This window comes from Bacillus sp. FSL K6-0993 (genome assembly GCF_037977205.1).
In the GTDB taxonomy this organism is placed as follows: Bacteria; Bacillota; Bacilli; order Bacillales; family Bacillaceae; genus Bacillus; species Bacillus subtilis.
This window is the reverse complement of sequence record NZ_CP150275.1, coordinates 2,104,193-2,130,616: the sequence shown is the minus strand read 5'-3', so window position 1 is coordinate 2,130,616 and position 26,424 is coordinate 2,104,193. Positions and strand designations below refer to the sequence as shown.

The following is a 26,424-nucleotide window of genomic DNA, read 5'->3' as shown; positions in this document are numbered from 1 at the left end:
TTACGGTCATCTTTTTTCTTGGCTCTGCAGGATAATGGTTGAACAGAAGTTACCACAAGATGTGGTGGGCATAGTCTGTATTTTTTTAATTATTAAATAAAAATAATTGTCTTATTTTTTGAATATTCGTGTTATAATGGCATATTAAATAGGGATTTAAAACAAGAAAGGAATCTGTACATGAAACCGTTGCTTAAAGAAAACTCTCTCATCCAAGTGAAAGACATTTTGAAGGCTCACCAAAACGTAAAGGACGTTGTCATTCACACACCTTTGCAGAGGAATGACAGACTTTCTGAGAGATATGAATGCAATATCTATTTAAAACGAGAAGACTTGCAAGTTGTCAGATCTTTTAAGCTCAGAGGGGCTTATCATAAAATGAAACAGCTTTCCAGCGAGCAGACAGAGAACGGAGTTGTGTGTGCAAGTGCCGGAAACCACGCTCAAGGTGTGGCATTTTCGTGTAAACATCTTGGCATTCACGGGAAAATTTTTATGCCGTCTACTACACCGAGACAAAAAGTATCTCAAGTTGAACTATTCGGAAAAGGATTTATCGATATTATTTTGACAGGCGATACGTTTGACGACGCGTATAAAAGCGCTGTTGAATGCTGTGAGGCGGAATCTCGGACGTTTATCCATCCGTTCGATGATCCGGATGTGATGGCCGGACAGGGAACGCTCGCGGTCGAGATTTTAAACGACATTGATACAGAACCGCATTTTCTTTTTGCAAGTGTCGGAGGCGGCGGCCTTCTCTCTGGGGTAGGTACATATTTGAAAAACGTGTCTCCTGATACAAAGATAATTGCTGTTGAGCCGGCGGGAGCGGCATCCTATTTTGAATCAAATAAAGCTGGGCATGTCGTCACACTTGATAAAATTGATAAGTTTGTAGATGGGGCGGCTGTTAAAAAAATTGGCGAGGAAACCTTCCGGACGCTGGAATCTGTCGTTGATGACATTCTCCTTGTGCCTGAAGGAAAAGTATGTACATCCATTCTTGAATTATATAACGAATGTGCGATTGTTGCTGAACCGGCTGGAGCTCTTTCTGTCGCAGCGCTTGATTTGTACAAGAATGAAATTAAAGGAAAAAATGTGGTGTGTGTGGTAAGCGGGGGCAATAACGATATCGGAAGAATGCAGGAAATGAAGGAGCGTTCCTTGATTTTTGAAGGTCTTCAGCATTATTTTATCGTCAACTTTCCGCAAAGAGCGGGGGCGCTCCGCGAATTTCTTGACGAAGTCCTCGGGCCGAATGATGACATTACAAGGTTTGAATATACGAAGAAAAATAATAAAAGCAACGGACCTGCTCTTGTCGGCATCGAGCTGCAGAACAAAGCCGATTATGGGCCGCTGATTGAACGGATGAACAAAAAACCGTTTCATTATGTAGAGGTGAACAAGGATGAGGACTTGTTCCATTTGCTAATCTAATTTTTTTACACAACCGCGCAAAATGACAGACAGCCCGGCTGGCATCATATATAATAGAAGAAAAACAAAAAAGAGGATTGATAGCTTGTTACTCAAAAGCCTAGAGTTCAAACGCGGTGACGGGATTCAGGTGAAAGTGACAGAAATACCTGTATTAAAGGAAGATGAGCACTATTTCTTTATGTTACATCACCATTTGCAATTCTACTTAAAAGAAGTGTTTTCATCAAACAGCAGGGCAAAAGTGTATTCTTTCCGACATTATATGAAGCGCCGGATGAAGTGGGCAGATTATCAGGCTGTATTTCATCAAGAGGTGTTAAAGCACAACGCGTAACATGCCGTTTTTTACCTGCATGCCCTCCTTTGTAATCGTTAATGGGGAGGCATGCAGGATTTTTTTTGCTCAGTATCGAATACAAACATGGGACAGTAAGGACGGTTTTAGAAAGCGTTTTTATGTTGGCTGGAAAGGGTGGATGTCATGAAGGTTATCAAGGGGTTAACGGCTGGGCTGTTTTTTCTGTTTTTGTGTGCATGCGGAGGACAGCAGATTAAAAATCCGCTTAATTACGAGGTGGAGCCTTTTACATTTCAAAACCAAGACGGCAAGAACGTTTCTTTAGAGAGTTTAAAAGGAGAAGTATGGCTGGCGGATTTTATTTTTACCAATTGTGAAACTATATGTCCGCCAATGACCGCTCATATGACTGATCTGCAAAAAAAACTGAAAGCCGAAAATATAGATGTCCGCATCATATCATTTAGTGTTGACCCAGAAAACGATAAGCCGAAACAGCTGAAGAAATTTGCCGCAAATTATCCATTATCTTTTGATAACTGGGATTTTCTCACGGGATACAGCCAGAGTGAGATTGAGGAGTTTGCACTTAAGAGCTTTAAAGCGATCGTAAAGAAGCCGGAGGGAGAGGACCAAGTGATTCATCAATCTTCTTTTTATTTGGTAGGTCCGGACGGTAAGGTGCTGAAAGATTACAATGGAGTAGAGAATACACCGTACGATGATATCATTTCCGATGTGAAGTCAGCCAGTACACTCAAGTAAGCTAGAAGACTAGGCATTTGCAAATCTTCTAAAACATGATACACTTTCCACTAGTAGAATGGGAAGGAGCAACAAGATTGAAGCTGCGCATTTTTTCAATCATGGCCAGTTTGATTTTGCTTCTTACTGCGTGTACGAGCATACGTACATCATCTGAGGGAAAACAAAAAGCCCATGAAACGAAAACAAAAGAACACATTGTCATAGCGGCTGTCGGAGATTCGCTGACAGAAGGAGTCGGAGATCCCGACGAAAAGGGATATGTCGGCAAGGTGGCGGATTCTATCCGGTCAGATAAACAAGTCAAAACGGTCGACGTGAAAAATTATGCTGTAAAAGGGAACCGTTCGGATGATTTATTAGAAAAACTAAAAGATAAAAAGGTTCAAAAAGGCATAAAGGACGCAGATTATGTCTTTTTTACAATTGGCGGTAATGATTTGATGAAAATCCTTCGCCAAAACTTTCTGCAATTAACCGTTGAACCGTTTCAGGAAGCGGAAAAACCGTACGAAAAGCGCTTTGAAAAAATCATTTCTGAAATTCGCGAGCTGAATGATCACGCTGAGCTGATTTATGTCAGCATGTACAATCCGTTTACGTTTACATTATCAGAACTAAATGAAATAAATGGTGTCGTCACGGATTGGAACCATATTGCTGAAAAAGAGCTGAAAAAAGATAAACATGCAAAAATCATTCATATCGAAGATTTGTTCAATCAAAAAAGTGACAGCAGCCGAATTTCTGAGGAAGATGATTTTCATCCTAATGGTACGGGTTATTCTCTTATCGCAAAGCGCGTCTATCAAGCCATTAAAAAAGAAGGATTACCGAAAGAGTAGGGTGACAGCATGAATAAGTGGAAGCGACTGTTTTTTATATTGCTTGCAATCAATTTTATCCTCGCGGCCGGGTTTGTGGCACTTGTTTTGCTCCCGGGGGAACAGGCTCAGGTGAAGGATTCATCTGAGAGCGAGTATGGATTTCAAGTGACAAGCACAAAAGAATCATTAGCTGCGTTTGTTAACTCATATTTAAACGACAAAGCATCAAACAAGCTTGATTATAAAGTAGAGATTGATGATGATGTTCATGTCGCAGGGAAAATCAAGGCATTTTCCACGTCTATTGATGCGTTTATCGCTTTTGAGCCGACCGTGAAAAAAAACGGTGATGTAGAGCTGAATGTCACGAAATTTTCGTTAGGGAAATTGAGTATACCAATTAGCTTTGTGTTAAATTATATGGACAGCTTTTATGAATTGCCGTCATTTGTCCATGTTCACCCCGGAGATAAAAGCATTGAAGTGCGTTTGTCAGAAATGCCTTTAACGAATGGAATGTATGTCAAAGCGGATAAGATAAATTTAGAAAAAGATGAAATTGAGTTTTCCTATTACCATCCTAAACAATAGAGGTGACTGAAAATGAAACGGATTTACCAGTATTTCAGTTTATTATCCTTTACATTTTCCCTGTACTTCGGCTGGCTTGCTTATCATCATCTGGCCGCTGAAGACATGGATCAAATGTATTTGAATGTTTCCTATTGTGCCTTGTTTCTAAGTGTGATGGTGTTTACATTCGGTATGCGAGACCGAAAAAAAACCGATAAGTCATGAAAAAAGAGACATGAAACAACGTCTCTTTTTTCGTGCGGTCCGAAGAAAATTTGAGAACACAAGGAGAAAAGATGAAAGCATACGATTTTACACAGGGGAACGTGCTGAAACAGCTTGTACTGTTTTCAATGCCTATTATGCTTGGAAACGCATTGCAGGTTTCCTTTCAATTTATAGACAGCTTGTGGATCGGCAATTTACTGGGGGGAAAAGCCCTTGGGGCAGCCGCGGTATCAAGCACGATTGTTTTGACCGTGCTGTCTTTTATTTTGGGTCTTAACAATGCGACGTTAACAATTTTATCTCAGCAAAAAGGAAAAGATGATGTAAAAGGAATGGCGTCGTATATTAACGCTTTTGTTGTTTTATTAACAGGCCTAAGCATTGGATTCGGCGCGGCCGGTTTTTTTCTCTCAGAGCTTTTGCTGCGTCTTCTAAAAACACCGGAGTCAATGATACCGCTTGCTGAGACGTATTTACAGATTCAATTTATCGGCATTTTATTTTTGTTTGGTTATAACTTTATCAGTACTGTGCTTCGTGCGCTGGGCGACAGCAAGACACCTCTCCGGTTTATTGCGTTTGCTGTTGTACTGAATACAGTGCTTGCGCCGCTCTTTATTTCTGTGTTCCGCATGGGAATAGCGGGAGCAGCTTATTCAACGATTTTGTCACAGGGCATTGCGTTTCTGTATGGGTTGTTTTATGTCATCAAACACAAGCTTGTGCCATTCTCGATTCCGAGAATGCCCAAGTGGGAAGAGTCCGCGCTGATTTTGAAACTCGGGATTCCGGCAGGTCTGCAGATGATGGTGATTACAGGCGGTATGATGGCGATTATGAGTGTTGTTAACTCATACGGGGATCACGTGGTATCAGGCTTTGGCGCGGTGCAGCGGCTTGATAGCATCATCACGCTTCCAGCAATGGCTGCCGGTACGGCCGTCAACAGTATGGCAGGGCAAAATATTGGAATCGGAAACGAAAAAAGAGTGGGAACAATTGCAAGGCTGGGTGTGATGGCTGTTATTTCCTGCATGCTGGTGATTGCGGTTATGATTTGGGTATTTGGTAAATATCTCATAAGGTTATTTATCAGTGAGCCTGATGCGGTCGCATTTGGTGAACAATATTTGAAGTGGATCGCATTTTTCTACCCTTTTATTGGGATTAATTTTGTGCTGAACGGAATCGTCAGGGCCGCGGGAGCGATGCTGCAGGTTCTGGTATTAAATTTGATCTCGTTTTGGGTGTTGAGATATCCTTTCACAGCTCTATTTTCAGCTTGGCTTGGACAAAAAGGAATCGGGCTTGGAATCGGAATGAGTTTTTTATTTAGCAGCTGCGCGGCATTTTTGTATTATAGATATGGCCGCTGGAAAGCAATGAAGCTGTTTACTGAAAAATAAGTGAAGCACTGCGAAAAGCACATACCTATATATCGGTATGTGCTTTTTTTTTACCGTTTTTTATCAAGTTTGCTGAAGAGCTCGATTAACGTGGCAAGTTCAGCATCAGTGTAGCAGTCAAAGCGTTTAAAGAAATATTCTGTTTTTTTCTCGTTGAAATGCTGAAGGACTTTTTCACCCGCTTCAGTGATATGAATGCGGATGATGCGTCTGTCTTCCTTCGATCTGATTCTCGTAATCCATTCCTTTTCTACCAGCGCATCAGTCACAGCCGTAATGTGACTTGCCGATACCTCTAAAATAGGCGCAAATTCGGTAACTTTTTTGGGCCCTTGTTCACTGAGGATCCGCAGAATCGTAAATTCATTCCGTGACAGCTCTTTATCTAGAATTTCATTGATTTCGTTGCGTATTTGTTTAAAGACTTTACGGAGTAAAGTTTCCATATCGTACATCATCTGTGTTCTTACTTTCAAATTTGTGAACCTCCATTACATAAGCATATTGCTTAAAACCTATAGATTTTATTGAAAAGCAGAATCATTTTCATTCTATTTTTACATGCTATAATATAATAATACCACGTATTAACAAAGGAGGCACCAGTATGTCTGAAAAAAAAGAAATCGCCACATTTGCAGGAGGCTGTTTTTGGTGTATGGTTAAACCTTTTGACGAACAGCCGGGAATTGAAAAAGTGGTGTCCGGGTATACAGGCGGCCATACTGAAAACCCTACGTATGAAGAGGTGTGCAGTGAAACGACGGGACATCGTGAAGCCGTTCAAATCACGTTTAATCCTGATGTATTCCCTTATGAAAAACTGCTTGAATTATTTTGGCAGCAAATCGATCCGACAGATGCCGGGGGGCAGTTTGCTGATCGCGGCAGCTCCTATCGCGCAGCCATTTTTTATCATAATGATAAACAAAAGGGGCTTGCGGAAGCTTCCAAGCAACGTCTGGCGGAAAGCGGCATCTTTAAAGATCCGATTGTAACGGACATTTTAAAAGCTGAACCTTTCTATGAAGCGGAAGGCTACCATCAGCATTTTTATAAAAAGAATCCAGCACATTATCAGCGCTACCGGACAGGTTCCGGACGAGCGGGATTTATCAGCGAGCATTGGGGGGCTAAATAAATGGCGTACAATAAAGAAGAAAAAATGAAGTCATTAAATCGCATGCAATATGAAGTAACGCAAAATAACGGCACGGAGCCGCCATTTCAAAATGAATATTGGGATCATAAGGAAGAAGGCTTGTATGTAGACATTGTGTCAGGCAAGCCATTGTTTACATCCAAGGATAAATTTGATTCCCACTGCGGCTGGCCAAGCTTTACAAAGCCGATTGAAGAAGAAGAAGTGGAAGAAAAACTGGACACGAGCCACGGCATGATTCGCACAGAAGTAAGAAGCCGAACTGCTGATTCTCATCTTGGCCACGTATTTAATGACGGACCGGGGCCAAACGGACTTCGTTACTGCATAAATTCAGCAGCGCTGCGGTTTGTTCCGAAGCATAAGCTAAAAGAAGAAGGATACGAAAGCTATCTGCATCTCTTTAATAAATAAAGTGTTAAAAACAAGCCTGCCTAATGGATAGACAGGCTTGTTTTTATGCCTTTTTCTCTTGATGCAATTCTTCAATAATCTGAGCAATTCTTTCTTTCGTAATAAGCGGGGCTTGATCTGATTGATACCCAGGCAGATTGACTTTGCGAAAGTCAGGATGTTTTTCCGGCTCTGGAAGGATCGCATAAAGGTTGCCCCATTCATACAGTGATTCAATTTCATGTGGAGATGTTAATTCTTCGTGAAGCTTTTCACCTGGACGCTTGCCCACTTCTACTGCAGCCGGCCGCGGGAGCCCGTGCTGCGATGCATATTCTTCAAACCCATGAATCAGTTCTTCAAGTTTCAGTGATTCCATTTTGAAAATAAAGGTTTCTCCGCCTTTTGTAATAGCAGCCGATTGTAATGTCAATGTAGCTGCATCGTCTATTGACATGAAAAATCTGGTCATGTTTTTGTCTGTGATGGTCAGAGGTTCACCCTCCATCATCTGTTCAAATAATATGGGGATGACCGAACCTCTGGAACCGAGAACATTTCCAAAGCGGACCGAACAAAACAAGGTTCCTTTGTTTTGGACGTGGCGGTTTGCTTGATGAAACAGCTTTTCAGATAACAGCTTGGTGGCACCCATTGTGTTCACAGGAGATACAGCTTTATCTGTACTGATATTAATGACATGCTGCACTCGGTGTGAAAGGGCAGCTTCCACCACATTTTGTCCGCCGATGAGATTGGTCTGGATCGCTTCAAATGGATGGTCCTCACATGTCGGAACCTGTTTCAGCGCAGCCGCGTGAAAGACGATATCGACGCCTTTCATCACCTGATTCACCCTTCTGTGATCGCGTACATCTCCGAGTACAAATAATAGCCGCTTATCCTCCGCATACTTTTGGCTCATGACATACTGTTTACTGTCGTCTTTGCTGAATACAATCACCTGTTTAGGTGTAAGCAGCAAAAGGCGTTTGACAATTTGACTCCCGATTGAACCCGTTCCGCCAGTGACTAAAACTGTTTTGTTATGGAAAAATGGTTTTAGTTCTGCTGTTTGCTGTTTAGGCATGGCTTATCCTCCAACTCTCGTTTCTCTACCATGCATCATATGTTCAACTTTGTAATCGAATTAATGAAAGCAACCAATAAAACAAAATTTAGGGGAATGATCATGTCACAAAGTGTTCTTTTTTAATAGAAAATGGAAAAACGGACGTAACTAAGGAACAACGAAACTAAATAAACAATGTACTAAATATTCTACATATTTTTATTTCGCTCCGCAAAAGTAAATCTGGCAAAGTCCATCTCACGTGCCTCTTTAGGGAAAAGTTGTTTGTGAGTCAGAAAACCTATAAAAAAAGGTTCATTTTCCTCACGGTAATCACCTGTATATATTTTACAATAGTAGTGATAGTGATAAAAGAGGAGGGTACCAAATGAAGGTTTCAAAAACAATGCTGCTAAGCACTGCCGCGGGTTTATTGCTTAGCCTGACAGCAACCTCGGTGTCGGCTCATTATGTGAATGAGGAACATTATTTCAAAGTGACTGCACACACGGAGACAGATCCGGTCGCATCTGGCGATGACGCAGCAGATGACCCGGCCATTTGGGTTCATGAAAAACACCCGGAAAAAAGCAAGTTGATTACGACAAATAAGAAGTCAGGGCTCGTCGTGTATGATTTAGACGGAAAACAGCTTCATTCTTATGAGTTTGGCAAGCTCAATAATGTCGATCTGCGCTATGATTTTCCATTGAACGGCGAAAAAATTGATATTGCTGCCGCATCCAACCGGTCCGAAGGAAAAAATACAATTGAAGTATATGCAATAGACGGGGATAAAGGAAAATTGAAAAGCATTACAGATCCAAAACATCCTATTTCCACCAATATTTCTGAGGTTTATGGATTCGGCCTGTATCACAGCCAGAAAACAGGAGCATTTTACGCATTAGTGACAGGCAAACAAGGGGAATTTGAGCAGTATGAAATTGTTGATGGTGGAAAGGGTTATGTAACAGGGAAAAAGGTGCGTGAATTTAAGTTGAATTCTCAGACCGAAGGCCTTGTTGCGGATGATGAGTATGGGAACCTATACATAGCAGAGGAAGATGAGGCCATCTGGAAATTTAACGCTGAGCCCGGCGGAGGGTCAAAGGGGCAGGTTGTTGACCGTGCGACAGGAGATCATTTGACAGCTGATATTGAAGGACTGACAATCTATTATGCACCAAATGGCAAAGGATATCTCATGGCTTCAAGTCAAGGAAATAACAGCTATGTAATGTATGAACGGCAGGGGAAAAATCGCTATGTAGCCAACTTTGAGATTACAGATGGCGAGAAGATAGACGGTACTAGTGACACGGATGGTATTGATGTTCTCGGTTTCGGACTTGGCCCAAAATATCCGTACGGGATTTTTGTGGCGCAGGACGGCGAAAATATCGATAACGGACAAGCCGTCAATCAAAATTTCAAAATTGTATCGTGGGAACAAATTGCACAGCATCTCGGCGAAATGCCTGATCTTCATAAACAGGTAAATCCGAGGAAGCTGAAAGACCGTTCTGACGGCTAGAATAGAAAGCAGCTTGTACAGCTGCTTTTTTCTATGAATAAAAAAATCGTTCATAGCAATGAACGATTTTTCAAGAAAGCGCCAGATGAATCGCTTTTAGTTTTGCAGGAAGCTCATCAAACGTAAATGCGGGTACGGTCTCTTTATAATTGGCTGCTGCAGCTTTTTGCCGTTCTTCAGGGTGGTTGATATAGAAAGCGGCTTTTTCCTTAAAGTCGTTCATGCCGTGATAAGAAATAAAGGATGAAAAAGGATGCGCCGCGGGTAAATCTGTTAATTGAAATGCTTCGCATGCAGCGATATCAAACGTTCGGTTATTAAAACTGGCATTTTTGATGCGCATAGTATTTTGGTTGAAAGCAAAATGATAGGGACGATGCGCATTAATTACGATGTCTGCCCCATTATAATAATGAACGGCCTGTTCGGGTGGAACCCATGTGCTGACGATATCAATATGCGGCTGTTTGAGCACTTTTTTAGGCAGATATTTTCTCCATTCCTTGCCGATTACCCGAACCGTGAATGGCAGATGGACCGCTTCTTTCATAAGCTGAACCCGATTAGGGTAAGGGTAGCCGATGATTAACAGATTTGAATGATAGGAATGTTCGGTGCCCATTTTTTTAAACAGCCGATGATTAACTGGTATCGGAACATAATAGACGTGCTGGTAGCCGAGCCCTTGATAATAGAGAGCGGCATTTTGTTCAATCGTTAATATGGCGTCAGCGAGCTTGATTACCTGTAGGCTGATATCCATATAAAATGGGTCTTCGGTCAGCCAAACATATACGGGGATACCCTTACCCTTTAACCAGGTCAGCCAGTCGTGAGGAACGCGGTCTCCAACCATCAAGAGTGCGAAGTCCGGCTGAAACGTTTCGATCTTCACCAAAGTTTCTGCTTCAAGTGTATCTGCAGACATATACTCTGTATGAGTGTTCCGAAAACATTCTTCAGCCCAGCGATTAAAATAACAATATATTCCTCCGTATCCCGACTGGATATACAACACTTTCATCGGATGTTATGAAAAGAACGTAACGCTTTCTACTTTGTCTACATCAATTAATGTTGTAGCTTGGCCTGCTGGAGTGACGGAGCTTTCCTGTGTTACAAATACGATCCCGTGAACCTGATCGAAAGCAACGAAGACAACCGGCCCGATCATGTCTCCCGAATCGGTTACAATGCTGATTGTCGTGCCTGGCGTAACTCTGGCAAAAATCCATCTTGCCGGAAGGGAAGGGTCTAAAAGAGATTCTGCCGTAACCGTCTCACTTTCATCTACTCTTTGATCGATGGCAGCTTCAAGCAAGTCTTTAAGATTACTATCCATGTTTTCTCCTCCTTCTGTTGCAGTTGGAAATAAAGGACTTAAAACGGCTTTAATTAAATCCTTTTTTAACTGTGCATTTTCAGAGCTCATTACACACACCTCCTATTCGATAGTGAACTCACGTTAATCATATTCTTCCGGCTGTTATTTGGTATGAGTCGAACGCCGTACCTGATCTATTTTTCATCTATTTAAGGAAAATGCTGATTTTTTAATGGAGTGGACATAGCCTATACCATAAATCGAAGTCGCACATATTGTGAAACAGAGATAAGGATAAGGGAGAGGGATGATTTGGATTTAGAGAAACAAGTGGATCGAGAAGAAAACCAAGATGAACTGCATTTTATTTTGCTTTTGCTGATTCTGCTGATACGTCAATCGTCTTCTGAAGGAAATCCATCTGACCTCAGACGCCAGCTAGTTTTTGCAAAAGAGCTGGGCGTACCGGTTTCAAAAGTCAATTTGATCAACGGAGATACACTTCAAAATGTCATCGTAAAAGAAGTTCTGACTGATTTGGTTATTTTCCAAAACCCGTTAAATAACACGAGATCTCATGTTTCACTCTCAAGTGTTGTAAGCTGGGGTGCTTTTTAAATGATGCCAGAGGCTCTGCTTGCTGCGGAGCCGTTTTTATGTTTGACGGCGGGAGGCGGTATAGATGGGAGAGAAAGTGTCTATTATTTTAACAAGTTACAACAAACCCGATTATTTGCAAAAAGCGATCGAAAGCGTGATACAGCAAACGCATGATCTTTGGGAGCTTTTTATCATGGATGATCATTCGAATGCAGAAACAACTGCGGTGATTCACAAGTATCTCCATGACCGGCGCATTCAATACCATAACAGTTTCGTGCATCCTGCAGATCGATTAAAAACAGCCCGTTATGCCACATTAATTAACAGTGCGCTCCCATTTACAGACGGCGATTACATTTCCTATCTTACTGACGACACTGTTTATCATCCTGAGCGGCTGAGCCGTATGGTGCAAGAGTTTTCACATAAGCCTGAAGCGCAGGCGGTCTATTCAAAACAAAAAGTTGTACATGTAAACGAAAGGGGAGAGGAAATCTCACATTTCTACAGAAATGCCAATGCAGTGCTTGATCAGGCCGCTTTTCAAGTTGATCATTGCTCCGTCATGCATCGCCGTTCGTTACTTAATCTCATCCACTATAAATTTGGAGGCTACTGGGATGATGATATGAAGCATTGGAATCATGGCGACGCAATTTTTTGGGCGAGACTCAACAACTTTACCCCATTTCTGCCGATAAATGAAGTATTAGACACAACCTATAAAACCCCAGATTCATTTCAAAATGCATATCGGTTTCTGCCCGCCGATTTGATTGACGGCTCTTTTGTAAAAGGTTCAGATCAAAATGTGTATTTTTTTGATCAGGGTGTAAGGCATCCTGTTGGAGAAAAGTGGGGTTTTTTGTATCTAAATCGGACTGTCGCTGTTCCAGACCCCTATTTATTCCAATATAGGATTGGCAAAATTTTAAACATTCCGAATTATATTTTAGTAAAGGAAGCTGACCATCCTGCAATATTTTATATCGAGGCCGGAAAAAAAAGGCGAATTGTGGACCAGTATGCGTTGCAATTTTATCAATTTCAAAGAAAAGACATAGTGACAATTGGAAAAGAAGAGATGGCGACGCTTCCGGAAGGGCCGCCGATTACGTGGAAACGATCTGAATTGATCAAAAATCCGCCTGGCCGACGTCTGTTTTTCATCGAACGCGAGCCGTTTTTGTTTCTAAATGGCGTCTTTCACCCGATTAGTGAACAAGTAACAAGGAAGTTTTTTTTACATCAGAAGCCAATCTCCGCTTCTTTCCGAAATATTCAGCAATTTCCAATTGGAAAGCCGTTTTATCCGGTGTACGATGAGATTATAAAGAAATTGAATATTGCAACAGAGTAAAGGTATAGGTCATAAAAAGGAGACGTTCATGACAGGACATTATTCAAAAACGGAACATCAATATATATTGTTAACGTCTGAATCGGCATCGTTTGATCATTACAGCGTATACAGAGATCCGCAGCTTCCGCAAATTTTTTCTCATAACTTTGTTCAGCTCCATGATACGTTTCCATTGGAGCGGTTACTTAACTTTTTACCCTCCGTACCAAAGCTGCTTGATGCGAATTATCTCCATTTAAAAGCGTCGCCGCAGCATGTTTTTCCGCTCGGCTTGAAGCAGTCGCTTGTAAAAAGCGGTTTTGTCGTCGAGGATGAGCTACTATATGACATGAAGCTTAGTGACTGGAAGAGGCAGATGGGACATCCTTTAACCGCATGGGGGACGGCGAAAAGTCTTAGCGACGGATCTTCTATTATGAAAATTTACGATTCCATTTATATTGGAGAAGCAATCGCTGAACAAAAATTAAAAAGAAAATATCCTTTCTATGAAGCAGGTATAATCATTCTTGTTGTTTGTTACAGCGACCAGGCACAGAAAGTTCCCATTGGATGCGGCGAGCTGTTTGTCGATCATCAAGAGAAAACGGCTAAAATCGAAGAAGTGGCAATTTTAGATCAGTTTCAAAGGAAGGGCTACGGCAGTATCTTAGTGAAAGAAATGCTGTCCATCGCCAAATCACTAGGAATGGAAGCAGCCTACTTAGTGGCTGCAAGCACTGACGGTGCAACTCAGTTTTACGAAAAGCTGACGTTTAAAAAATATGAGCGGGTGCATACTGTATTTCATTATTTCCTTACATGAAATAGGCGTTTGCACAAACCATTTGGGACTTGGCCCGCATAAAATGCCGTATATCGTGATAAGAAAGGATGAAAACAGTATGTATGGATACTCTGGGTACGGTTACGGATTTGGCTGCGGGACAAATACATTTGTGTTAATTGTTGTCTTGTTCATTTTATTAATTATTGTTGGAGCCGCTTTTATTTGCTAGATGCTGAAATTCCAAAAGAGCCTTCCCTATTAGGAAGGCTCTTTTTATGTGAAAAAGTTTTTGCGGGGAACGTCATGCCGCCATTTGGACACTCATACAATATGGTAAAAGGGGTTTTGAGGTGGGAGCATGAGCAGTTATTTGATTAAGCCAGAGCTTAGCTCGGCCTATCCGGTTGTCAGTTATGCGAAGGGTTCATATGTTTATGATCAGACCGGAAAAAAATATCTCGACGGCTCGTCAGGTGCGGTGACATGTAATATCGGCCACGGAGTTCGTGATGTGGCTGAGAAGCTGAAAGAACAGCTTGATCAGGTGTCTTTTGCTTACCGCTCACAGTTTACGAGTGAGCCCGCCGAGCAATTAGCCGCTCTCTTGGCACAGGAGCTGCCCGGAGATGTGAATTGGTCTTTTTTTGTCAACAGCGGATCAGAAGCGATAGAAACAGCTATGAAAATCGCCATTCAGTATTGGCAGGAAAAAAAGCAACCACAAAAATCCATCTTTTTGTCTCGATGGAGCAGTTACCACGGAATAACTTTGGGAGCGCTTTCATTGTCTGGTTTTTATGAAAGGAGATACCGGTTCACCCATCTCATTGAGCGGTATCCAGCTATCTCAGCTCCACATATTTATCGGCTGAATCATGAGACGGAAGAAGACTTTGTTCAGACTGCAGCTGATGAACTGGACACTATGATCAAAAGAATCGGAAGCCAATTCATCGCCGGCTTTGTGGCTGAGCCTATTATTGGTGCTGCAGGAGCAGCGATTACTCCGCCTCCGGGATATTATGAGAGATTAAGTGAGGTATGCCGCACACACGATGTGCTTTTTATTGCAGATGAAGTGATGACGGGGCTTGGGAGAACAGGAAGGATGCTCGCGACAGAGCATTGGGACACCGTACCTGATATTGCTGTACTGGGGAAGGGACTCGGTGCGGGGTATGCGCCTATTGCAGCTGCCGTCGTATCTGATTCTATTATTGAAACGATAAAACAAGGGTCAGGTGTGATTATGAGCGGTCACACATATAGTGCACATCCCTATTCAGCCAAAGCTGCTCTTGAAGTTTTGCGATATGTGTTAAAGCACGGCTTGATCAAACAATCAGAAAAAAAGGGCGCTGTGTTGAAGAAAAAGCTTGATGAGGCGGCATCTCAAAGCGGCATTATAGGTGATGTGCGCGGAAAAGGACTGCTATTAGGCGTTGAATTTGTAGCAGACCAAAAAACGAAGAAAGTATTCCCGCCAGAGCAGGCGGTAACCCAGATTATTGTCAGCGAGGCGAAAAAACGCGGGCTGATTGTTTATCCTTCCAAAGCTGGAATAGACAGTGGAGAAGGAGATGCTGTCATTATTGCTCCTCCTTTTACCATTTCAGACGGTGAAATGGAAGAGCTTATCTCTATTTTTTCAGAAACAGTTGCAGCGGTAGAAAAAAACTTAAAAAAGGATTGACATTAAATGGCGCTATTTCAAAAAGCAATCAGCATTGACACAGCAATTGCAGATGTTCGAGTTGGATCGGTTCTGATGTTTGGCGGTTTTGGGGGAGTCGGGTCGCCTCCTTCATTGATTGAAGCGATATTGGACAGCGGTGTAACGGATTTAACTGTGATTTGCAATGACGCCGGTTTCCCGGATATCGGGATCGGCCCGCTTATTGTTAATCAACGGGTCAAAACCCTGATCGCCTCGCATATCGGTTCCAATCCTGTAGCCGGAAAACAGATGACAGAGGGGACGTTAGAGGTTCAATTTTCACCTCAGGGAACGCTTGCGGAACGGATCCGCGCCGGCGGAGCGGGGCTTGGCGGTATTTTAACCGATGTGGGCATTGATAATCCAATGGTTTGCGAAAAAAAGGACATCGTAACAGTGGCGGGAAAACGATACTTGATTGAAGAGGCGTTGACGGCTGATTTTGCTTTCATCAATGCTTACATTGCAGATGAATTCGGCAATCTAACGTATGACAAAACCGCGCGCAATATGAATCCGCTTATGGCAATGGCCGCCAGGAGAACCTTTGCCGAAGCTGAGCGTATCGTTCCGAAAGGTGAGATTTCTGAAGAAATGATTGTCACACCGGGGGTTTTTGTTGAGGGGGTTGTACGAAGCGAGGGAGTGAAGTGGAAATGGGCTTGGGAGTAGCAGAAAGAGAACAGATTGCAAAACGGGCTGCTACTGAAATTAAGCAGGGCATGATTGTGAATCTCGGTATCGGTATCCCATCCTTGGTACCGAACTTTTTGCCGCCTGACATGCAGGTCATGTTTCAAGCGGAAAACGGTGTCCTTGGCATTGGAGAAAGTCCCGAAAAGGGAGGAGAGGATGCGCATTTATGCAACGCCGCAGGATATCCTGTCCGCGCTGTAAAAGGGGCGTCTTATTTTGATACAACCATGTCTTTTGCGATGATCAGAAAAGGCAAAATTGACATTACGATTTTAGGCGCCCTGCAGGTGAGCCAATCAGGAGATTTGGCAAATTGGCTTGTTCCGGGAAAAAAGGTGCCTGGTATGGGCGGGGCGATGGAGCTTGCCCAAAAAGCGAAAAAAGTGGTTGTCGTCATGAGTCATACAGATCAAAAGGGAAGGCCTAAATTAACAGAAAGATGTACGCTGCCATTAACTGCTGCAGGCTGTGTAGATTTGATTATTACCGAAAAAGCGGTTCTTGAGGTCGATAGCCATCACTTCATTTTAAAAGAGCTGATGAATGGCTCGACAATCGATGAGGTGACGAGGCTGACAGAAGCTGAAATCAAAATAGATATGCCTTTTTCTTAAAAGGGGGAATGAGGATGCAAGACATTGAAAGAAAAGTAATCGGGTGGCTTGATCAGCATTCGGCCAAAGCCATTCGTCTTCTCAAAAGGCTGATTGGGGAAAAAAGCACATTGGGGTCAGAGTTTAACGCCCAAGCTGTTGTGCTTGAAAAGCTGCGGCAATTTCATATGGACATTGATGTATGGGAGCCAAGCATAAAGCAATTAAAACAGCATCCCTACTTTAAATCTAACCGATCCGATTTTCATGAGAGCCCGAATATCGTGGCTAAAAAAACGGGAGCCGGCGGAGGCAGGTCCCTGATTTTGAACGGCCATATCGATGTTGTGCCTGAAGGAAGCGTAAAGGATTGGAAGTATGAACCGTATCAAGCTGTCGAAGAAAACGGTAAAATATACGGCCGCGGCTCAACGGATATGAAGGGAGGCAATACAGCCCTTCTTTTTGCTTTAGAAGCCCTGCACGCCTGCGATGTCAAACTGAAGGGAGATGTATTGTTTCAGAGTGTTGTAGATGAAGAGTGCGGCGGCGCCGGTACACTGTCCGCCATCATGAGAGGCTATCGTGCTGACGGGGCGCTGATTCCTGAACCGACGAATATGAAACTATTTATTAAGCAGCAGGGTTCGATGTGGTTTCGGATCACTGTGAAGGGATTATCCGCACATGGGGGCACACGCTACGAAGGGGTAAGCGCGATTGAAAAAAGCATGCACGTTATCACAGCGATACAAGAGCTGGAGAAAGTCCGCAATGCGAGAATTTCAGATCCGCTGTATGACAATATCCCAATACCGGTACCGGTGAATATCGGCACCATCTCAGGCGGTGCCTGGCCATCTTCAGTTGCAGACCGTGTCGTCATAGAAGGGAGATGCGGAATTGCTCCCCATGAGAAACCAGAAGCTGTAAAACTTGAATTGGAAAACTGGCTGAAGGATTTAGAATACCATGACGAATGGTTTAAACGCCATCCCGTACAAGTCGAATGGTTTGGTGCTCAATGGCTGCCGAACGATTTACCTGATGATCACCCTTTAATTTATGTGCTGCAATCAGCCTATCAAAAAATGAAACAGACAGAGCCGATTATTGAGGCTTCCCCGTGGGGAACGGATGGGGGGCTTTTGTACCATGCAGGAGATACACCAGTAATCGTTTTCGGGCCGGGGGAAACAAAAACGGCTCATCAGGCCAATGAATACATTGAGGTTGAAGCCATGATAGAATCTGCTAAAATTATTGCACTTTTTGTCATGGATTGGTGCGGGCTTCATACAGATGGGGAGGATGCGGATGCTCAAGTCAATAAAGAGTAGCGGTGTCACAGCAGTTTTGGACCATGACGGCTTTAATAAACGAATCAGAGTGGTCCGTTATGACGGAGCCATTGAGAAGGCCCTGCCGGATATCGTGGCAGCGGCAAAAGAAGAGAATGCAGAAAAAATCATTGTCTATGCGAAGCAGCATGATGAGCTGATCCTTGCCAAACAATTATTTGCGCCGGAGGGCTATCTAAAGGGCTATTATCTCGGCTATTCGGCTTGTGTCATGGTACGTTACCTTTCAGAAAGCCGGAGACAAACAGATTCTTATACAGAGGAACAGGAGATCATCGAAGCCATATATCGCACAGCGCCCCGTCTTCGCAACGACAATACACCCGTTTTTACGATGAGAAAAGCAGAAACAAACGACATGTACCAGCTATCGATGCTGTATAAAAAAGTATTCCGCACGTACCCAACCCCGGTATTTGACCCCGCTTATATTGAAAAGACGATGAATGCAAATACGGTGTATTATATCATGCTTGATCATGACCGCCTGATCAGCGCAGCAAGCGCAGAAATCAATCCAGAGCTTGGGCATGCAGAAATAACCGATTGCGCTGTGCTGCCGGAATATCGCGGCCATTCGTTAACAAGCTTTTTAATCGAGGCGTTAGAAAAAGAAATGGCTGGAAAGGATATCTTTCATGTATTTTCTCTCGCCCGTGCTTCGTCTTTTGGGATGAATGCTGTGTTGTACCATTCAGGTTATCAGTATGGCGGAAGGCTGATCAATAATTGCTTTATAGCCGAAGGCCTTGAAAACATGAATATTTGGTGCAAGCAACTGTAAGTCAAAATATGCGCGAGGAGGAGTTCGTTTGAAAAACAAATGGTATAAACCGAAACGGCATTGGAAGGAGATCGAGTTATGGAAGGACGTTCCGGAAGAGAAATGGAACGATTGGCTTTGGCAGCTGACACACACTGTAAGAACGTTAGATGATTTAAAGAAAGTCATCAATCTGACCGAGGATGAAGAGGAAGGCGTCAGAATTTCTACCAAAACGATCCCCTTAAATATTACACCTTACTATGCTTCTTTAATGGACCCCGACAATCCGAGATGCCCGGTACGCATGCAGTCTGTGCCGCTTTCTGAAGAAATGCACAAAACAAAATACGATCTGGAAGACCCGCTTCATGAGGATGAAGATTCACCGGTACCCGGTCTGACACACCGCTATCCCGACCGTGTGCTGTTTCTTGTCACGAATCAATGTTCCATGTACTGCCGCTACTGCACAAGAAGGCGCTTTTCCGGACAAATCGGAATGGGCGTCCCAAAAAAACAGCTTGATGCTGCAATTGCTTATATCCGGGAAACACCCGAAATCCGCGATTGTTTAATTTCAGGCGGTGATGGGCTGCTCATCAACGACCAAATTTTAGAATATATTTTAAAAGAGCTGCGCAGCATTCCGCATCTGGAAGTCATCAGAATCGGAACAAGAGCGCCCGTCGTCTTTCCGCAGCGCATTACCGATCATCTGTGCGAGATATTGAAAAAATATCATCCGGTCTGGCTGAATACCCATTTTAACACAAGCATCGAAATGACAGAAGAATCCGTTGAGGCATGTGAAAAGCTGGTGAACGCGGGAGTGCCGGTCGGAAATCAGGCTGTCGTATTAGCAGGTATTAATGATTCGGTTCCAATTATGAAAAAGCTCATGCATGACTTGGTAAAAATCAGAGTCCGTCCTTATTATATTTACCAATGTGATCTGTCAGAGGGAATCGGGCATTTCAGAGCTCCTGTTTCCAAAGGTTTGGAGATCATTGAAGGGCTGAGAGGTCATACCTCAGGCTATGCGGTTCCTACCTTTGTCGTTGACGCACCAGGCGGCGGCGGTAAAATCGCCCTGCAGCCAAACTATGTCCTGTCACAAAGTCCTGACAAAGTGATCTTAAGAAATTTTGAAGGTGTGATTACGTCATATCCGGAACCAGAGAATTATATCCCCAATCAGGCAGACGCCTATTTTGAGTCCGTTTTCCCTGAAACCGCTGACAAAAAGGAGCCGATCGGGCTGAGTGCCATTTTTGCTGACAAAGAAGTTTCGTTTACACCTGAAAATGTAGACAGAATCAAAAGGAGAGAGGCATACATCGCAAATCCGGAGCATGAAACATTAAAAGATCGGCGTGAGAAAAGAGATCAGCTCAAAGAAAAGAAATTTTTGGCGCAGCAGAAAAAACAGAAAGAGACTGAATGCGGAGGGGATTCTTCATGAAAACATGCGAATGGTGCGGCGAGCTTGAAGCGGTACCCGGCAGGAACACGGTGTACTGGGAGCTCCCTGATGGAACGAGGGCTATAGAACTGACAGACACCCCTGCCATGGTATGTTCTTCCTGCGGTATGACCTATCAAGAGGAAAACACGGTTAAGGAGATTGAGGATCAGCTGCTTTTAATTCAAACAAAAAAACTGCCTGAAAGCCTGACATATCAGCAGCTCATGGAGACAGAAAGAATTTTGAAACGCAACTATTTTGACTTCTCCTGAGTCATGTTTCAGTATTCTTTTGTTGTAATTTTACACTTGAACTGTATAATAGAACAACAAAAGACAGACACCAGGAGGGGAAACCCATGAAATCCTTTTATCACTATTTATTGAAATACAGACACCCTAAGCCGAAGGACAGCATCAGTGAATTTGCCAATCAGGCGTATGAGGATCACAGCTTTCCAAAAACATCAACCGATTATCATGAAATCAGTTCATATTTGGAGCTGAATGCTGATTACCTTCACACGATGGCGACGTTTGATGAAGCTTGGGATCAATACGAGTCTGAAGTGCACGGCAGATAATAGCTGTTTCATCCGCAGATCACTGCGGATTTTTTATGTCTCCCATGCCATAATTGGATATTTCCTTTGGTTTTCATGCCCATGCGAATTGGCTTCACCCGGCATACGATAGCGTATGAGAAATGTTGCGGCGAGGGGGAGACACCATGAAGCAAAATAAACCGAAATTCCAAGTAGGGGATATCGTAGTCGTCATTATGTATGGAACAGTCGGCACCATCACAAAAGTACACCAAATTGATAAACACTATCTTTATGAAGTCAATCATAACGAAGTTTTATACTTTGAATCATCTATTCAGCTTTATAAAGATTATGAGGGTGTCATTGTCGACATGGAGAAGCTTGATATTGAGTATGAATTCCTTATTGGGGACGTTGTTTATGTAAAAGACTATGGAAAAGAACTCTTTCGCATTATCGGCCATAGAACAGAAATTTGGAGATATTTAGAAGATGGCTGGGAAGATATCATTTATGAGCTGACCCGTTTAAAGGATGGAGAGTGGCTTGAAACGGAGGAAGAGGATCTCACGCTGGTGCTTAGAAAATATGAAATGGACCAGTTTGTGCATCAGCTGTTGTTTGTCCATTATGTCGGAGAAACTGGCCATGAGATCGGCGAAGATATCGCATCGTCTGCTCTTCTTCAGTTTGAAGGCGATGATGAAGATCAAGATACCCTTCACATCCTTGCTGTGTCAATTGTTGATGAGCTTCTGGATATTTATAATGACTACAAAATTCTGTACGAAATGTTTCATGATGAAGAATATAAAGACATGATGATGTTTGTTTTGGAAAGTTTAAAAGAGCATTTCAGTTAGTTTGTGAACATACGGATCAAGACATATAAAAAATATGGCAGACAGCCCCAAATCATCACACGCGTCATTCCTTTGAGCGTTTTTTCCATTATGATATCAAATCTTTCTCCGTCCAGTGCTTCCATCATTTTAGCAATCATAGCGTCAGCCTCCCATGGCTCGTTTTTTATTCAATATATGACTGAAAGAATTGTTTAGAACACCGGGTATAATTCAGCCTGTTTTTTCATAAAACATAAAAAAGGAGGCGGTACGGAGATGAAAGAAATAGATCTTGTGATTGATACGGAAGAAATCGCTGAATTTTTTTACAGAGAGCTTGCAAGACGGGGCTACATACCGAGTGAGGATGAGCTGTTTGAAATCGCTGATATTACCTTTGATTATTTGATAGAAAAATGTATGATAGATGAAGAGCTGGATGAAGATGAGTGAGGCTTAAAACCGGAGCGGTCAGCTCCGGTTTTATTATTCATGTTCTATGACTTTTGAAAAAATTGAGGTGGTTAAAATTGTACAAGCCCGTTAGTTTGTTTCTTTTCTTTCTCATTCTAGCTGCGGCCATTCATACAAATGCTGTTCAATCTGCAGATGAAGCAATAAGCAGGGCAGCTGTTTTGATCCGTCAGCCATGGCTTAATGAAGTCATGACGGGGATCACGCATCTTGGTGCTTCTTCTTTTCTGCTCCCTCTAATTGTCATCATTGGAGCAGGCCTGTTTTTCTACAGAAAAACATGGGACGGCCTGTTGATGCTCTTAGTATTCGGCACAGATCGGCTGTTAAACAAAGTCTTAAAAGAATGGATCGAAAGAGTGAGGCCTGATTTTGCACCGCTGGTTCATGAATCATCCTTCAGTTTTCCGAGCGGCCATTCCATGAATGCTGCTTGTGTCTATCCTGTTATTGCTTACTTTTTAGTGAAACATCTCCCGTTTTTGTCCAAGCATAAAAAAATGGTATATATCATAGCCGGTGTAATTACTGTTTTAGTCGGCATAAGCAGAGTGTATCTGGGGGTTCATTTTGTGACAGATGTGTTAGGAGGCTTTAGTCTCGGCTTGCTTCTGTTTTTCCTAGTAAAAGGTTTTGACGAAAAGATTAAGCGGTTTCGACAAAAATAGAGAGAGGAAAACACAGCAAAAACGCCAATATGTTAAAGAAATAAAAGGGAGGGGATCTTGATGATGTTATCCGTGTTTAAAAAGAAGTCTTGTTCCTATGACGTGACAATATTTCAGACACCCCGGTTTGGCGAAAAAAAGGGCTACAGAGCCGTCTATCGAACTGAACTGAACGGGAGCGATCATCAAGACGTGCTGAAAAGAGCATTCTCTTTGTTTAATGTATTCGACACTGTTCCGAGTGATTATGATGCAAGATTCATGGCCACAGGGGACGTGATCCTGATTGATGAAGGCAGAAAAGGGAAAACATATTATCAACTGCTTCCCGCCGGCTGGAGGAAAATCAATCGTCTGATTGTACAAACGACATAATGAAAAGAAAACTGCGGAAACCCGCAGTTTTCTGCAGTTTTAAGGCTTGCGTTTGGCAGCAGAATATTCTTTCCCGTGTGCTTCTTCAGCTGCAATGATATCTTTTTCAGGTATATGATTGTTCTTTTTTTGGCCGGTGATCCGGTTGCGATGTTTTTTACCCATGTCCCACCCCTCCTTCCTGCGGTTAGGTTTTCAAATTAACACCCCGATTATCCGTTTTTCTGAGGAAGTGCCTAACAGATCCTCGAACATTTCTTTTTTCGACATATTCCTTTATAATCAATGCTGAAGTTTGTTTCATCATGACATTCGTTGTAAAATGGACGGGCTGGATGATAATTTAGATTTACAGGAGGATATGAGATGAGTGTACATATAGGTGCTGAAAAAGGACAAATTGCGGATACAGTGCTTTTGCCGGGAGATCCTCTCAGAGCAAAATTTATTGCAGAAACGTATCTTGAAAATGTAGAATGCTACAATGAAGTCAGAGGCATGTATGGATTTACGGGTACATATAAAGGTAAAAAAATCTCAGTACAAGGCACGGGAATGGGCGTTCCGTCTATTTCAATTTATGTGAATGAATTAATTCAAAGCTACGATGTGCAAAATCTAATAAGAGTCGGTTCTTGCGGCGCTATTCGAAAAGATGTCAAAGTGCGAGACGTCATTTTGGCGATGACCTCCTCAACTGATTCACAAATGAACAGAGTCGCTTTTGGAAGCATTGATTTTGCGCCTTGCGCAGATTTCGAGCTTTTAAAAAATGCCTATGATGCCGCAAAGGATAAAGGTGTGCCGGTGACTGTAGGAAGCGTATTTACAGCTGACCAGTTCTACAACGACGATTCGCAAATTGAAAAACTTGCAAAATACGGTGTGCTTGGCGTTGAAATGGAAACAACTGCATTGTATACATTAGCAGCGAAGCACGGAAGAAAAGCCCTGTCAATTCTCACCGTGAGTGATCACGTATTAACAGGAGAAGAAACGACAGCGGAAGAGCGTCAAACGACATTTCATGATATGATAGAAGTGGCTTTACATTCCGTATCACAATAAAATATATCAAGAGGCGTGCTGGGTGCCGGCAGCCTCTTCTTTATGAATGCGGAAACGATTGATAAAAGGAAGGTAATGTAATATGAAAAAGTCCGGTAAATGGTTCTCACTGGCTGCCGCTCTGAGTGTAACGGCAATAGTCGGAGCCGGCTGCAGCATGTCGAACGGAGATGCTCAAAAGGATACGAAAACCACAGCAGAAACAAAGCAAACAGAACAAAAAACAGCTGACAGCAAAAAATCAAACACTCAAAACAGTGAGTTTTCATTGGAAAGCCAGTATTTCAATGATATTAAAAAAGTCGATGGTCTGGAAACCATTCAAAATCCAGAAAATGTACTCGCGCTTGTCAATAAACAATATGCACTGCCCGGAAACTATGAACCTAGCGATCTTGTCATACCTGATGTAGAGTTTTCTTTTGAAGAAAAGATTCAAAAACGTTACATCAGAAAAGAAGCGGCCGACGCATTAAAAACAATGTTCAATGCTGCCAAAAAGGAAGGCTATGAACTGGCAGCTGTCTCAGGGTACCGTTCGTATGACAGACAGAAAGTCATTTTTGACAATGAAGTAAGCCTAAAAGGGGAAAAGAAGGCAAAGGAAGCGGTCGCTTACCCGGGTGAAAGCGAGCACCAAACAGGCCTTGCGATGGACATTTCGAGCCGGAGCAATGGCTTTGAGCTAAATGAAGCGTTCGGAAGCACGGCAGACGGGAAATGGGTGCAGGACAATGCTTATAAATATGGCTTTATCATTCGCTATCCGAAAAATAAAGAAGATATCACGAAATATGAATATGAGCCATGGCATCTGCGCTATGTAGGCAAAAAAGCCGCAAAGGTCATCCAAGATAATGATTTAACGCTTGAAGAGTACTTTGAAAAAGTGAAGAAAATTTAAAATGAAAAGCCCGCTTATACTAGATAAGCGGGCTTCATTGTGTCTGGTGAATCTAGCATTTGTTATATGCTTACCAGAAGAATAAACCAGCAAGAGCGACCCCTGTAATTAAACCGAGGGAAATACCGTAAGCTGCTCCGTATCCCCAATAACCGCCCCAATATCCGTAACCGAAACCTCTTGGCCCTCCGCCGGTCGGAGCTATAAAAACTCTGTCTCTTGTTACACGGGTAATTCTGCCGACGTGAACTCTCCCGCCTCTCTCTGTAATTCTGACGACTTTACCTTGATGGTTTTTGCAAAGATGATAATATCTCTCCAATATTGTTCCCCTCCTATCCTGACTTTCTATCAGCATATGATAGATAGGAAAAAAAGGTTGGACGAAAACAGGGGGCGATACGCCGTTTTACTTGTACGCGATAAAAATACAATGACCCATGTACTCACTATATAACTGCATGAGCTGATAATGTGTTTGAAGCGTATCGTAATAGATGGGATCAATCGTTTGCGATAAATCCATTTCTGTGGTTGGTTCAAATTCCATGTCTTCCGGAAGAAGTGTCATCGCTTCTGTTTTTTGAAAGCCATAGGATCTTAGGAGTTTATGCCATTCGCTTTCTTCATGTAAGCAAGTAAATCCGTAAAAATCCATCATTTGCTTCTTTTCTGCAGGGGGCATCGGTTTTTTTAAAGCAGCTTCGATACCAATCAGCATCCCGACGGGTTTTAAAACTCTTGAAATTTCTTGAAGAGAGGATGTCAGTCGTGAAAAACTGAGGACCGATTCTGACAGGACGCAGGAAAAGGACTCAGAAGAAAACGGGAGATGTTCCAGCTCCGCCTGATATGCAGGGATGGCAAGCCCTTCATTCGCAAATCTTTTTTTCGCTTTCTCAAGCATAATAGGATCTTTATCAACGACTGTTACAGGATACAGCAAATGTCCTAAATAAGCCGCCGTTTGCCCTGTTCCGCATCCGGCATCAAGAATCGGCTGATCCGGGGAGGGCGCAGCCTTTTGCAAGACCGCTTTTGAAAAAGCCAGCCCGCCTGGGTGCGCCCCTGCGACACCGAATAAGGACAGCATTTCTAAATATCGGCTCAATATCGAATCCTCCTTTTTCCTTATCATATGTCGTATAAAGACATAGGTTTATGAAAAGCAAA

The 26,424-nt window shown here is 42.8% G+C and carries 37 protein-coding genes; 29 read left to right on the top strand and 8 right to left on the bottom strand.

Annotated features, from left to right (window positions below; genetic code table 11):
* The first annotated feature begins 180 nt into the window (after positions 1-180).
* The 7 genes from ilvA to MHH79_RS10760 all read left to right on the top strand — a co-directional run bounded on the left by ilvA (position 181) and on the right by MHH79_RS10760 (position 5,549).
* Positions 181-1,449: a threonine ammonia-lyase IlvA gene (gene ilvA / locus MHH79_RS10790; protein ID WP_063335196.1), complete on the top strand. Its 1,269-nt coding sequence runs from the start codon at positions 181-183 to the stop codon at positions 1,447-1,449.
* Between the two features lie 85 nt (positions 1,450-1,534).
* The gene (locus tag MHH79_RS10785) at positions 1,535-1,786 is read left to right on the top strand and encodes a DUF2535 family protein (RefSeq protein ID WP_004399020.1); all 252 of its coding nucleotides are present in this window, start codon (positions 1,535-1,537) and stop codon (positions 1,784-1,786) included.
* Between the two features lie 147 nt (positions 1,787-1,933).
* Entirely contained in the window at positions 1,934-2,515 is a 582-nt protein-coding gene (scuA, locus tag MHH79_RS10780) for a cytochrome c oxidase assembly accessory protein ScuA (RefSeq protein WP_014477121.1), read from the top strand.
* 77 nt (positions 2,516-2,592) lie between these two features.
* The gene (locus MHH79_RS10775) at positions 2,593-3,360 is read left to right on the top strand and encodes an SGNH/GDSL hydrolase family protein (protein ID WP_015383905.1); all 768 of its coding nucleotides are present in this window, start codon (positions 2,593-2,595) and stop codon (positions 3,358-3,360) included.
* Between the two features lie 9 nt (positions 3,361-3,369).
* Complete coding sequence (locus MHH79_RS10770; protein WP_015251867.1) at positions 3,370-3,933, top strand: YpmS family protein; 564 nt, start codon at positions 3,370-3,372, stop codon at positions 3,931-3,933.
* Positions 3,934-3,945: 12 nt separating this feature from the next.
* Positions 3,946-4,140, top strand: coding sequence for a protein YpmT (ypmT, locus tag MHH79_RS10765; protein ID WP_003230808.1), 195 nt, complete (start codon positions 3,946-3,948; stop codon positions 4,138-4,140).
* A 71-nt stretch (positions 4,141-4,211) separates the two neighbouring features.
* On the top strand, positions 4,212-5,549 hold the full coding sequence (locus tag MHH79_RS10760; protein WP_340034366.1) for an MATE family efflux transporter: 1,338 nt from the start codon (positions 4,212-4,214) through the stop codon (positions 5,547-5,549).
* Between the two features lie 50 nt (positions 5,550-5,599).
* On the opposite strand, the gene MHH79_RS10755 is transcribed toward MHH79_RS10760, so the two are convergent.
* Positions 5,600-6,025: a MarR family transcriptional regulator gene (locus MHH79_RS10755; protein ID WP_004398634.1), complete on the bottom strand. Its 426-nt coding sequence runs from the start codon at positions 6,023-6,025 to the stop codon at positions 5,600-5,602.
* Positions 6,026-6,156: 131 nt separating this feature from the next.
* Between MHH79_RS10755 and msrA the strand changes: the two genes are divergently transcribed.
* Both msrA and msrB read left to right on the top strand, forming a co-directional pair.
* The gene (gene msrA / locus MHH79_RS10750) at positions 6,157-6,690 is read left to right on the top strand and encodes a peptide-methionine (S)-S-oxide reductase MsrA (protein WP_063335194.1); all 534 of its coding nucleotides are present in this window, start codon (positions 6,157-6,159) and stop codon (positions 6,688-6,690) included.
* Positions 6,691-7,125, top strand: a complete 435-nt coding sequence (gene msrB, locus MHH79_RS10745) for a peptide-methionine (R)-S-oxide reductase MsrB (protein ID WP_021481498.1) — start codon at positions 6,691-6,693, stop codon at positions 7,123-7,125.
* 43 nt (positions 7,126-7,168) lie between these two features.
* Here the strand turns inward: msrB and MHH79_RS10740 are convergent, their stop codons facing one another.
* Positions 7,169-8,194: a nucleoside-diphosphate sugar epimerase/dehydratase gene (locus MHH79_RS10740; RefSeq protein WP_014477115.1), complete on the bottom strand. Its 1,026-nt coding sequence runs from the start codon at positions 8,192-8,194 to the stop codon at positions 7,169-7,171.
* Positions 8,195-8,564: 370 nt separating this feature from the next.
* On the opposite strand from MHH79_RS10740, the gene MHH79_RS10735 reads away from it, so the two are divergent.
* Positions 8,565-9,713 carry a phytase gene (locus tag MHH79_RS10735; protein ID WP_340034364.1) on the top strand — a complete coding sequence of 383 codons (1,149 nt, stop codon included), beginning with the start codon at positions 8,565-8,567 and terminating at the stop codon, positions 9,711-9,713.
* 70 nt (positions 9,714-9,783) lie between these two features.
* Here the strand turns inward: MHH79_RS10735 and cgeB are convergent, their stop codons facing one another.
* Both cgeB and cgeA read right to left on the bottom strand, forming a co-directional pair.
* Positions 9,784-10,737, bottom strand: a complete 954-nt coding sequence (gene cgeB / locus MHH79_RS10730) for a spore maturation protein CgeB (protein WP_041517905.1) — start codon at positions 10,735-10,737, stop codon at positions 9,784-9,786.
* Positions 10,738-10,743: 6 nt separating this feature from the next.
* On the bottom strand, positions 10,744-11,145 hold the full coding sequence (cgeA, locus tag MHH79_RS10725; RefSeq protein WP_017697128.1) for a spore crust protein CgeA: 402 nt from the start codon (positions 11,143-11,145) through the stop codon (positions 10,744-10,746).
* Positions 11,146-11,349: 204 nt separating this feature from the next.
* Here cgeA and cgeC point away from each other — a divergent pair, with 204 nt between their 5' ends.
* From cgeC to MHH79_RS10655, 14 genes are all read left to right on the top strand, one after another.
* On the top strand, positions 11,350-11,655 hold the full coding sequence (gene cgeC, locus MHH79_RS10720; RefSeq protein ID WP_014477111.1) for a spore maturation protein CgeC: 306 nt from the start codon (positions 11,350-11,352) through the stop codon (positions 11,653-11,655).
* A 64-nt stretch (positions 11,656-11,719) separates the two neighbouring features.
* Entirely contained in the window at positions 11,720-13,000 is a 1,281-nt protein-coding gene (gene cgeD / locus MHH79_RS10715; RefSeq protein ID WP_309530275.1) for a spore maturation glycosyltransferase CgeD, read from the top strand.
* A gap of 28 nt (positions 13,001-13,028) precedes the next feature.
* Positions 13,029-13,808 (top strand): spore maturation N-acetyltransferase CgeE, encoded by a 780-nt coding sequence (gene cgeE, locus MHH79_RS10710; protein ID WP_063335190.1) that lies wholly within the window; start codon positions 13,029-13,031, stop codon positions 13,806-13,808.
* A 79-nt stretch (positions 13,809-13,887) separates the two neighbouring features.
* Complete coding sequence (gene yoyG / locus MHH79_RS10705) at positions 13,888-14,001, top strand: YhzE/YjcZ family sporulation protein YoyG (protein WP_003218179.1); 114 nt, start codon at positions 13,888-13,890, stop codon at positions 13,999-14,001.
* Complete coding sequence (locus MHH79_RS10700; protein WP_015714119.1) at positions 13,995-14,150, top strand: hypothetical protein; 156 nt, start codon at positions 13,995-13,997, stop codon at positions 14,148-14,150. Before yoyG ends, MHH79_RS10700 begins: the two co-directional genes overlap by 7 nt.
* Complete coding sequence (locus tag MHH79_RS10695; RefSeq protein WP_100506369.1) at positions 14,131-15,465, top strand: aspartate aminotransferase family protein; 1,335 nt, start codon at positions 14,131-14,133, stop codon at positions 15,463-15,465. The genes MHH79_RS10700 and MHH79_RS10695 overlap by 20 nt, the downstream gene beginning before the upstream one ends.
* 6 nt (positions 15,466-15,471) lie before the next feature.
* Positions 15,472-16,161: a CoA transferase subunit A gene (locus MHH79_RS10690; RefSeq protein ID WP_100506370.1), complete on the top strand. Its 690-nt coding sequence runs from the start codon at positions 15,472-15,474 to the stop codon at positions 16,159-16,161.
* A complete protein-coding gene (locus MHH79_RS10685; RefSeq protein ID WP_100506371.1) occupies positions 16,146-16,799 on the top strand; it encodes a 3-oxoacid CoA-transferase subunit B in 654 nt (217 codons plus the stop codon). Before MHH79_RS10690 ends, MHH79_RS10685 begins: the two co-directional genes overlap by 16 nt.
* A gap of 8 nt (positions 16,800-16,807) precedes the next feature.
* Complete coding sequence (locus tag MHH79_RS10680) at positions 16,808-18,118, top strand: peptidase (RefSeq protein WP_100506372.1); 1,311 nt, start codon at positions 16,808-16,810, stop codon at positions 18,116-18,118.
* Positions 18,096-18,923: a putative beta-lysine N-acetyltransferase gene (ablB, locus tag MHH79_RS10675; RefSeq protein ID WP_174616710.1), complete on the top strand. Its 828-nt coding sequence runs from the start codon at positions 18,096-18,098 to the stop codon at positions 18,921-18,923. The genes MHH79_RS10680 and ablB overlap by 23 nt, the downstream gene beginning before the upstream one ends.
* A 28-nt stretch (positions 18,924-18,951) precedes the next feature.
* Entirely contained in the window at positions 18,952-20,367 is a 1,416-nt protein-coding gene (ablA, locus tag MHH79_RS10670) for a lysine 2,3-aminomutase (protein WP_004399420.1), read from the top strand.
* Entirely contained in the window at positions 20,364-20,642 is a 279-nt protein-coding gene (locus MHH79_RS10665) for a YokU family protein (RefSeq protein ID WP_004399539.1), read from the top strand. The genes ablA and MHH79_RS10665 overlap by 4 nt, the downstream gene beginning before the upstream one ends.
* An 86-nt stretch (positions 20,643-20,728) precedes the next feature.
* Positions 20,729-20,953: a YozE family protein gene (locus MHH79_RS10660; RefSeq protein ID WP_003231160.1), complete on the top strand. Its 225-nt coding sequence runs from the start codon at positions 20,729-20,731 to the stop codon at positions 20,951-20,953.
* Positions 20,954-21,099: 146 nt separating this feature from the next.
* Positions 21,100-21,780 carry a hypothetical protein gene (locus tag MHH79_RS10655; protein WP_014480050.1) on the top strand — a complete coding sequence of 227 codons (681 nt, stop codon included), beginning with the start codon at positions 21,100-21,102 and terminating at the stop codon, positions 21,778-21,780.
* Here MHH79_RS10655 and MHH79_RS10650 read toward each other — a convergent pair.
* Positions 21,777-21,920, bottom strand: coding sequence for a hypothetical protein (locus MHH79_RS10650; RefSeq protein WP_003231164.1), 144 nt, complete (start codon positions 21,918-21,920; stop codon positions 21,777-21,779). The genes MHH79_RS10655 and MHH79_RS10650 overlap by 4 nt on opposite strands.
* A gap of 118 nt (positions 21,921-22,038) precedes the next feature.
* On the opposite strand from MHH79_RS10650, the gene MHH79_RS10645 reads away from it, so the two are divergent.
* The 3 genes from MHH79_RS10645 (at position 22,039) to yodL (ending at position 23,279) form a co-directional block, all read left to right on the top strand.
* The gene (locus MHH79_RS10645; protein ID WP_003231166.1) at positions 22,039-22,215 is read left to right on the top strand and encodes a YozD family protein; all 177 of its coding nucleotides are present in this window, start codon (positions 22,039-22,041) and stop codon (positions 22,213-22,215) included.
* A gap of 77 nt (positions 22,216-22,292) precedes the next feature.
* Positions 22,293-22,904: a phosphatidylglycerophosphatase PgpB gene (gene pgpB / locus MHH79_RS10640; protein WP_015483346.1), complete on the top strand. Its 612-nt coding sequence runs from the start codon at positions 22,293-22,295 to the stop codon at positions 22,902-22,904.
* A gap of 60 nt (positions 22,905-22,964) precedes the next feature.
* On the top strand, positions 22,965-23,279 hold the full coding sequence (gene yodL / locus MHH79_RS10635) for a shape determination protein YodL (protein ID WP_004399431.1): 315 nt from the start codon (positions 22,965-22,967) through the stop codon (positions 23,277-23,279).
* Positions 23,280-23,318: 39 nt separating this feature from the next.
* Here yodL and MHH79_RS10630 read toward each other — a convergent pair whose 3' ends face one another.
* Entirely contained in the window at positions 23,319-23,444 is a 126-nt protein-coding gene (locus tag MHH79_RS10630) for a hypothetical protein (RefSeq protein WP_003231174.1), read from the bottom strand.
* Positions 23,445-23,645: 201 nt separating this feature from the next.
* Between MHH79_RS10630 and deoD the strand changes: the two genes are divergently transcribed.
* The gene (gene deoD / locus MHH79_RS10625; protein WP_003241589.1) at positions 23,646-24,347 is read left to right on the top strand and encodes a purine-nucleoside phosphorylase; all 702 of its coding nucleotides are present in this window, start codon (positions 23,646-23,648) and stop codon (positions 24,345-24,347) included.
* 82 nt (positions 24,348-24,429) lie between these two features.
* On the top strand, positions 24,430-25,251 hold the full coding sequence (gene ldcB, locus MHH79_RS10620; protein ID WP_100506373.1) for an LD-carboxypeptidase LdcB: 822 nt from the start codon (positions 24,430-24,432) through the stop codon (positions 25,249-25,251).
* A gap of 70 nt (positions 25,252-25,321) precedes the next feature.
* Here ldcB and MHH79_RS10615 read toward each other — a convergent pair whose 3' ends face one another.
* Both MHH79_RS10615 and MHH79_RS10610 read right to left on the bottom strand, forming a co-directional pair.
* The gene (locus MHH79_RS10615) at positions 25,322-25,573 is read right to left on the bottom strand and encodes a hypothetical protein (protein ID WP_014477099.1); all 252 of its coding nucleotides are present in this window, start codon (positions 25,571-25,573) and stop codon (positions 25,322-25,324) included.
* 87 nt (positions 25,574-25,660) lie between these two features.
* Entirely contained in the window at positions 25,661-26,362 is a 702-nt protein-coding gene (locus MHH79_RS10610) for a class I SAM-dependent methyltransferase (RefSeq protein ID WP_015483344.1), read from the bottom strand.
* Between the last annotated feature and the right edge of the window lie 62 nt (positions 26,363-26,424).

Bases quoted from the DNA above. Each gene is read 5' to 3' on its own strand.
- ilvA (WP_063335196.1), top strand. From the start codon at position 181: ATGAAACCGTTGCTTAAAGAAAACTCTCTCATCCAAGTGAAAGACATT.
- scuA (WP_014477121.1), top strand. From the start codon at position 1,934: ATGAAGGTTATCAAGGGGTTAACGGCTGGGCTGTTTTTTCTGTTTTTG.
- MHH79_RS10770 (WP_015251867.1), top strand. From the start codon at position 3,370: ATGAATAAGTGGAAGCGACTGTTTTTTATATTGCTTGCAATCAATTTT.
- ypmT (WP_003230808.1), top strand. From the start codon at position 3,946: ATGAAACGGATTTACCAGTATTTCAGTTTATTATCCTTTACATTTTCC.
- MHH79_RS10760 (WP_340034366.1), top strand. From the start codon at position 4,212: ATGAAAGCATACGATTTTACACAGGGGAACGTGCTGAAACAGCTTGTA.
- msrA (WP_063335194.1), top strand. From the start codon at position 6,157: ATGTCTGAAAAAAAAGAAATCGCCACATTTGCAGGAGGCTGTTTTTGG.
- msrB (WP_021481498.1), top strand. From the start codon at position 6,691: ATGGCGTACAATAAAGAAGAAAAAATGAAGTCATTAAATCGCATGCAA.
- MHH79_RS10740 (WP_014477115.1), bottom strand. From the start codon at position 8,194: ATGCCTAAACAGCAAACAGCAGAACTAAAACCATTTTTCCATAACAAA.
- MHH79_RS10735 (WP_340034364.1), top strand. From the start codon at position 8,565: ATGAAGGTTTCAAAAACAATGCTGCTAAGCACTGCCGCGGGTTTATTG.
- cgeB (WP_041517905.1), bottom strand. From the start codon at position 10,737: ATGAAAGTGTTGTATATCCAGTCGGGATACGGAGGAATATATTGTTAT.
- cgeA (WP_017697128.1), bottom strand. From the start codon at position 11,145: ATGAGCTCTGAAAATGCACAGTTAAAAAAGGATTTAATTAAAGCCGTT.
- cgeD (WP_309530275.1), top strand. From the start codon at position 11,720: ATGGGAGAGAAAGTGTCTATTATTTTAACAAGTTACAACAAACCCGAT.
- cgeE (WP_063335190.1), top strand. From the start codon at position 13,029: ATGACAGGACATTATTCAAAAACGGAACATCAATATATATTGTTAACG.
- yoyG (WP_003218179.1), top strand. From the start codon at position 13,888: ATGTATGGATACTCTGGGTACGGTTACGGATTTGGCTGCGGGACAAAT.
- MHH79_RS10695 (WP_100506369.1), top strand. From the start codon at position 14,131: ATGAGCAGTTATTTGATTAAGCCAGAGCTTAGCTCGGCCTATCCGGTT.
- MHH79_RS10690 (WP_100506370.1), top strand. From the start codon at position 15,472: ATGGCGCTATTTCAAAAAGCAATCAGCATTGACACAGCAATTGCAGAT.
- MHH79_RS10685 (WP_100506371.1), top strand. From the start codon at position 16,146: ATGGGCTTGGGAGTAGCAGAAAGAGAACAGATTGCAAAACGGGCTGCT.
- MHH79_RS10680 (WP_100506372.1), top strand. From the start codon at position 16,808: ATGAGGATGCAAGACATTGAAAGAAAAGTAATCGGGTGGCTTGATCAG.
- ablB (WP_174616710.1), top strand. From the start codon at position 18,096: ATGCTCAAGTCAATAAAGAGTAGCGGTGTCACAGCAGTTTTGGACCAT.
- MHH79_RS10665 (WP_004399539.1), top strand. From the start codon at position 20,364: ATGAAAACATGCGAATGGTGCGGCGAGCTTGAAGCGGTACCCGGCAGG.
- MHH79_RS10660 (WP_003231160.1), top strand. From the start codon at position 20,729: ATGAAATCCTTTTATCACTATTTATTGAAATACAGACACCCTAAGCCG.
- MHH79_RS10655 (WP_014480050.1), top strand. From the start codon at position 21,100: ATGAAGCAAAATAAACCGAAATTCCAAGTAGGGGATATCGTAGTCGTC.
- MHH79_RS10650 (WP_003231164.1), bottom strand. From the start codon at position 21,920: ATGATTGCTAAAATGATGGAAGCACTGGACGGAGAAAGATTTGATATC.
- MHH79_RS10645 (WP_003231166.1), top strand. From the start codon at position 22,039: ATGAAAGAAATAGATCTTGTGATTGATACGGAAGAAATCGCTGAATTT.
- yodL (WP_004399431.1), top strand. From the start codon at position 22,965: ATGATGTTATCCGTGTTTAAAAAGAAGTCTTGTTCCTATGACGTGACA.
- MHH79_RS10630 (WP_003231174.1), bottom strand. From the start codon at position 23,444: ATGGGTAAAAAACATCGCAACCGGATCACCGGCCAAAAAAAGAACAAT.
- deoD (WP_003241589.1), top strand. From the start codon at position 23,646: ATGAGTGTACATATAGGTGCTGAAAAAGGACAAATTGCGGATACAGTG.
- ldcB (WP_100506373.1), top strand. From the start codon at position 24,430: ATGAAAAAGTCCGGTAAATGGTTCTCACTGGCTGCCGCTCTGAGTGTA.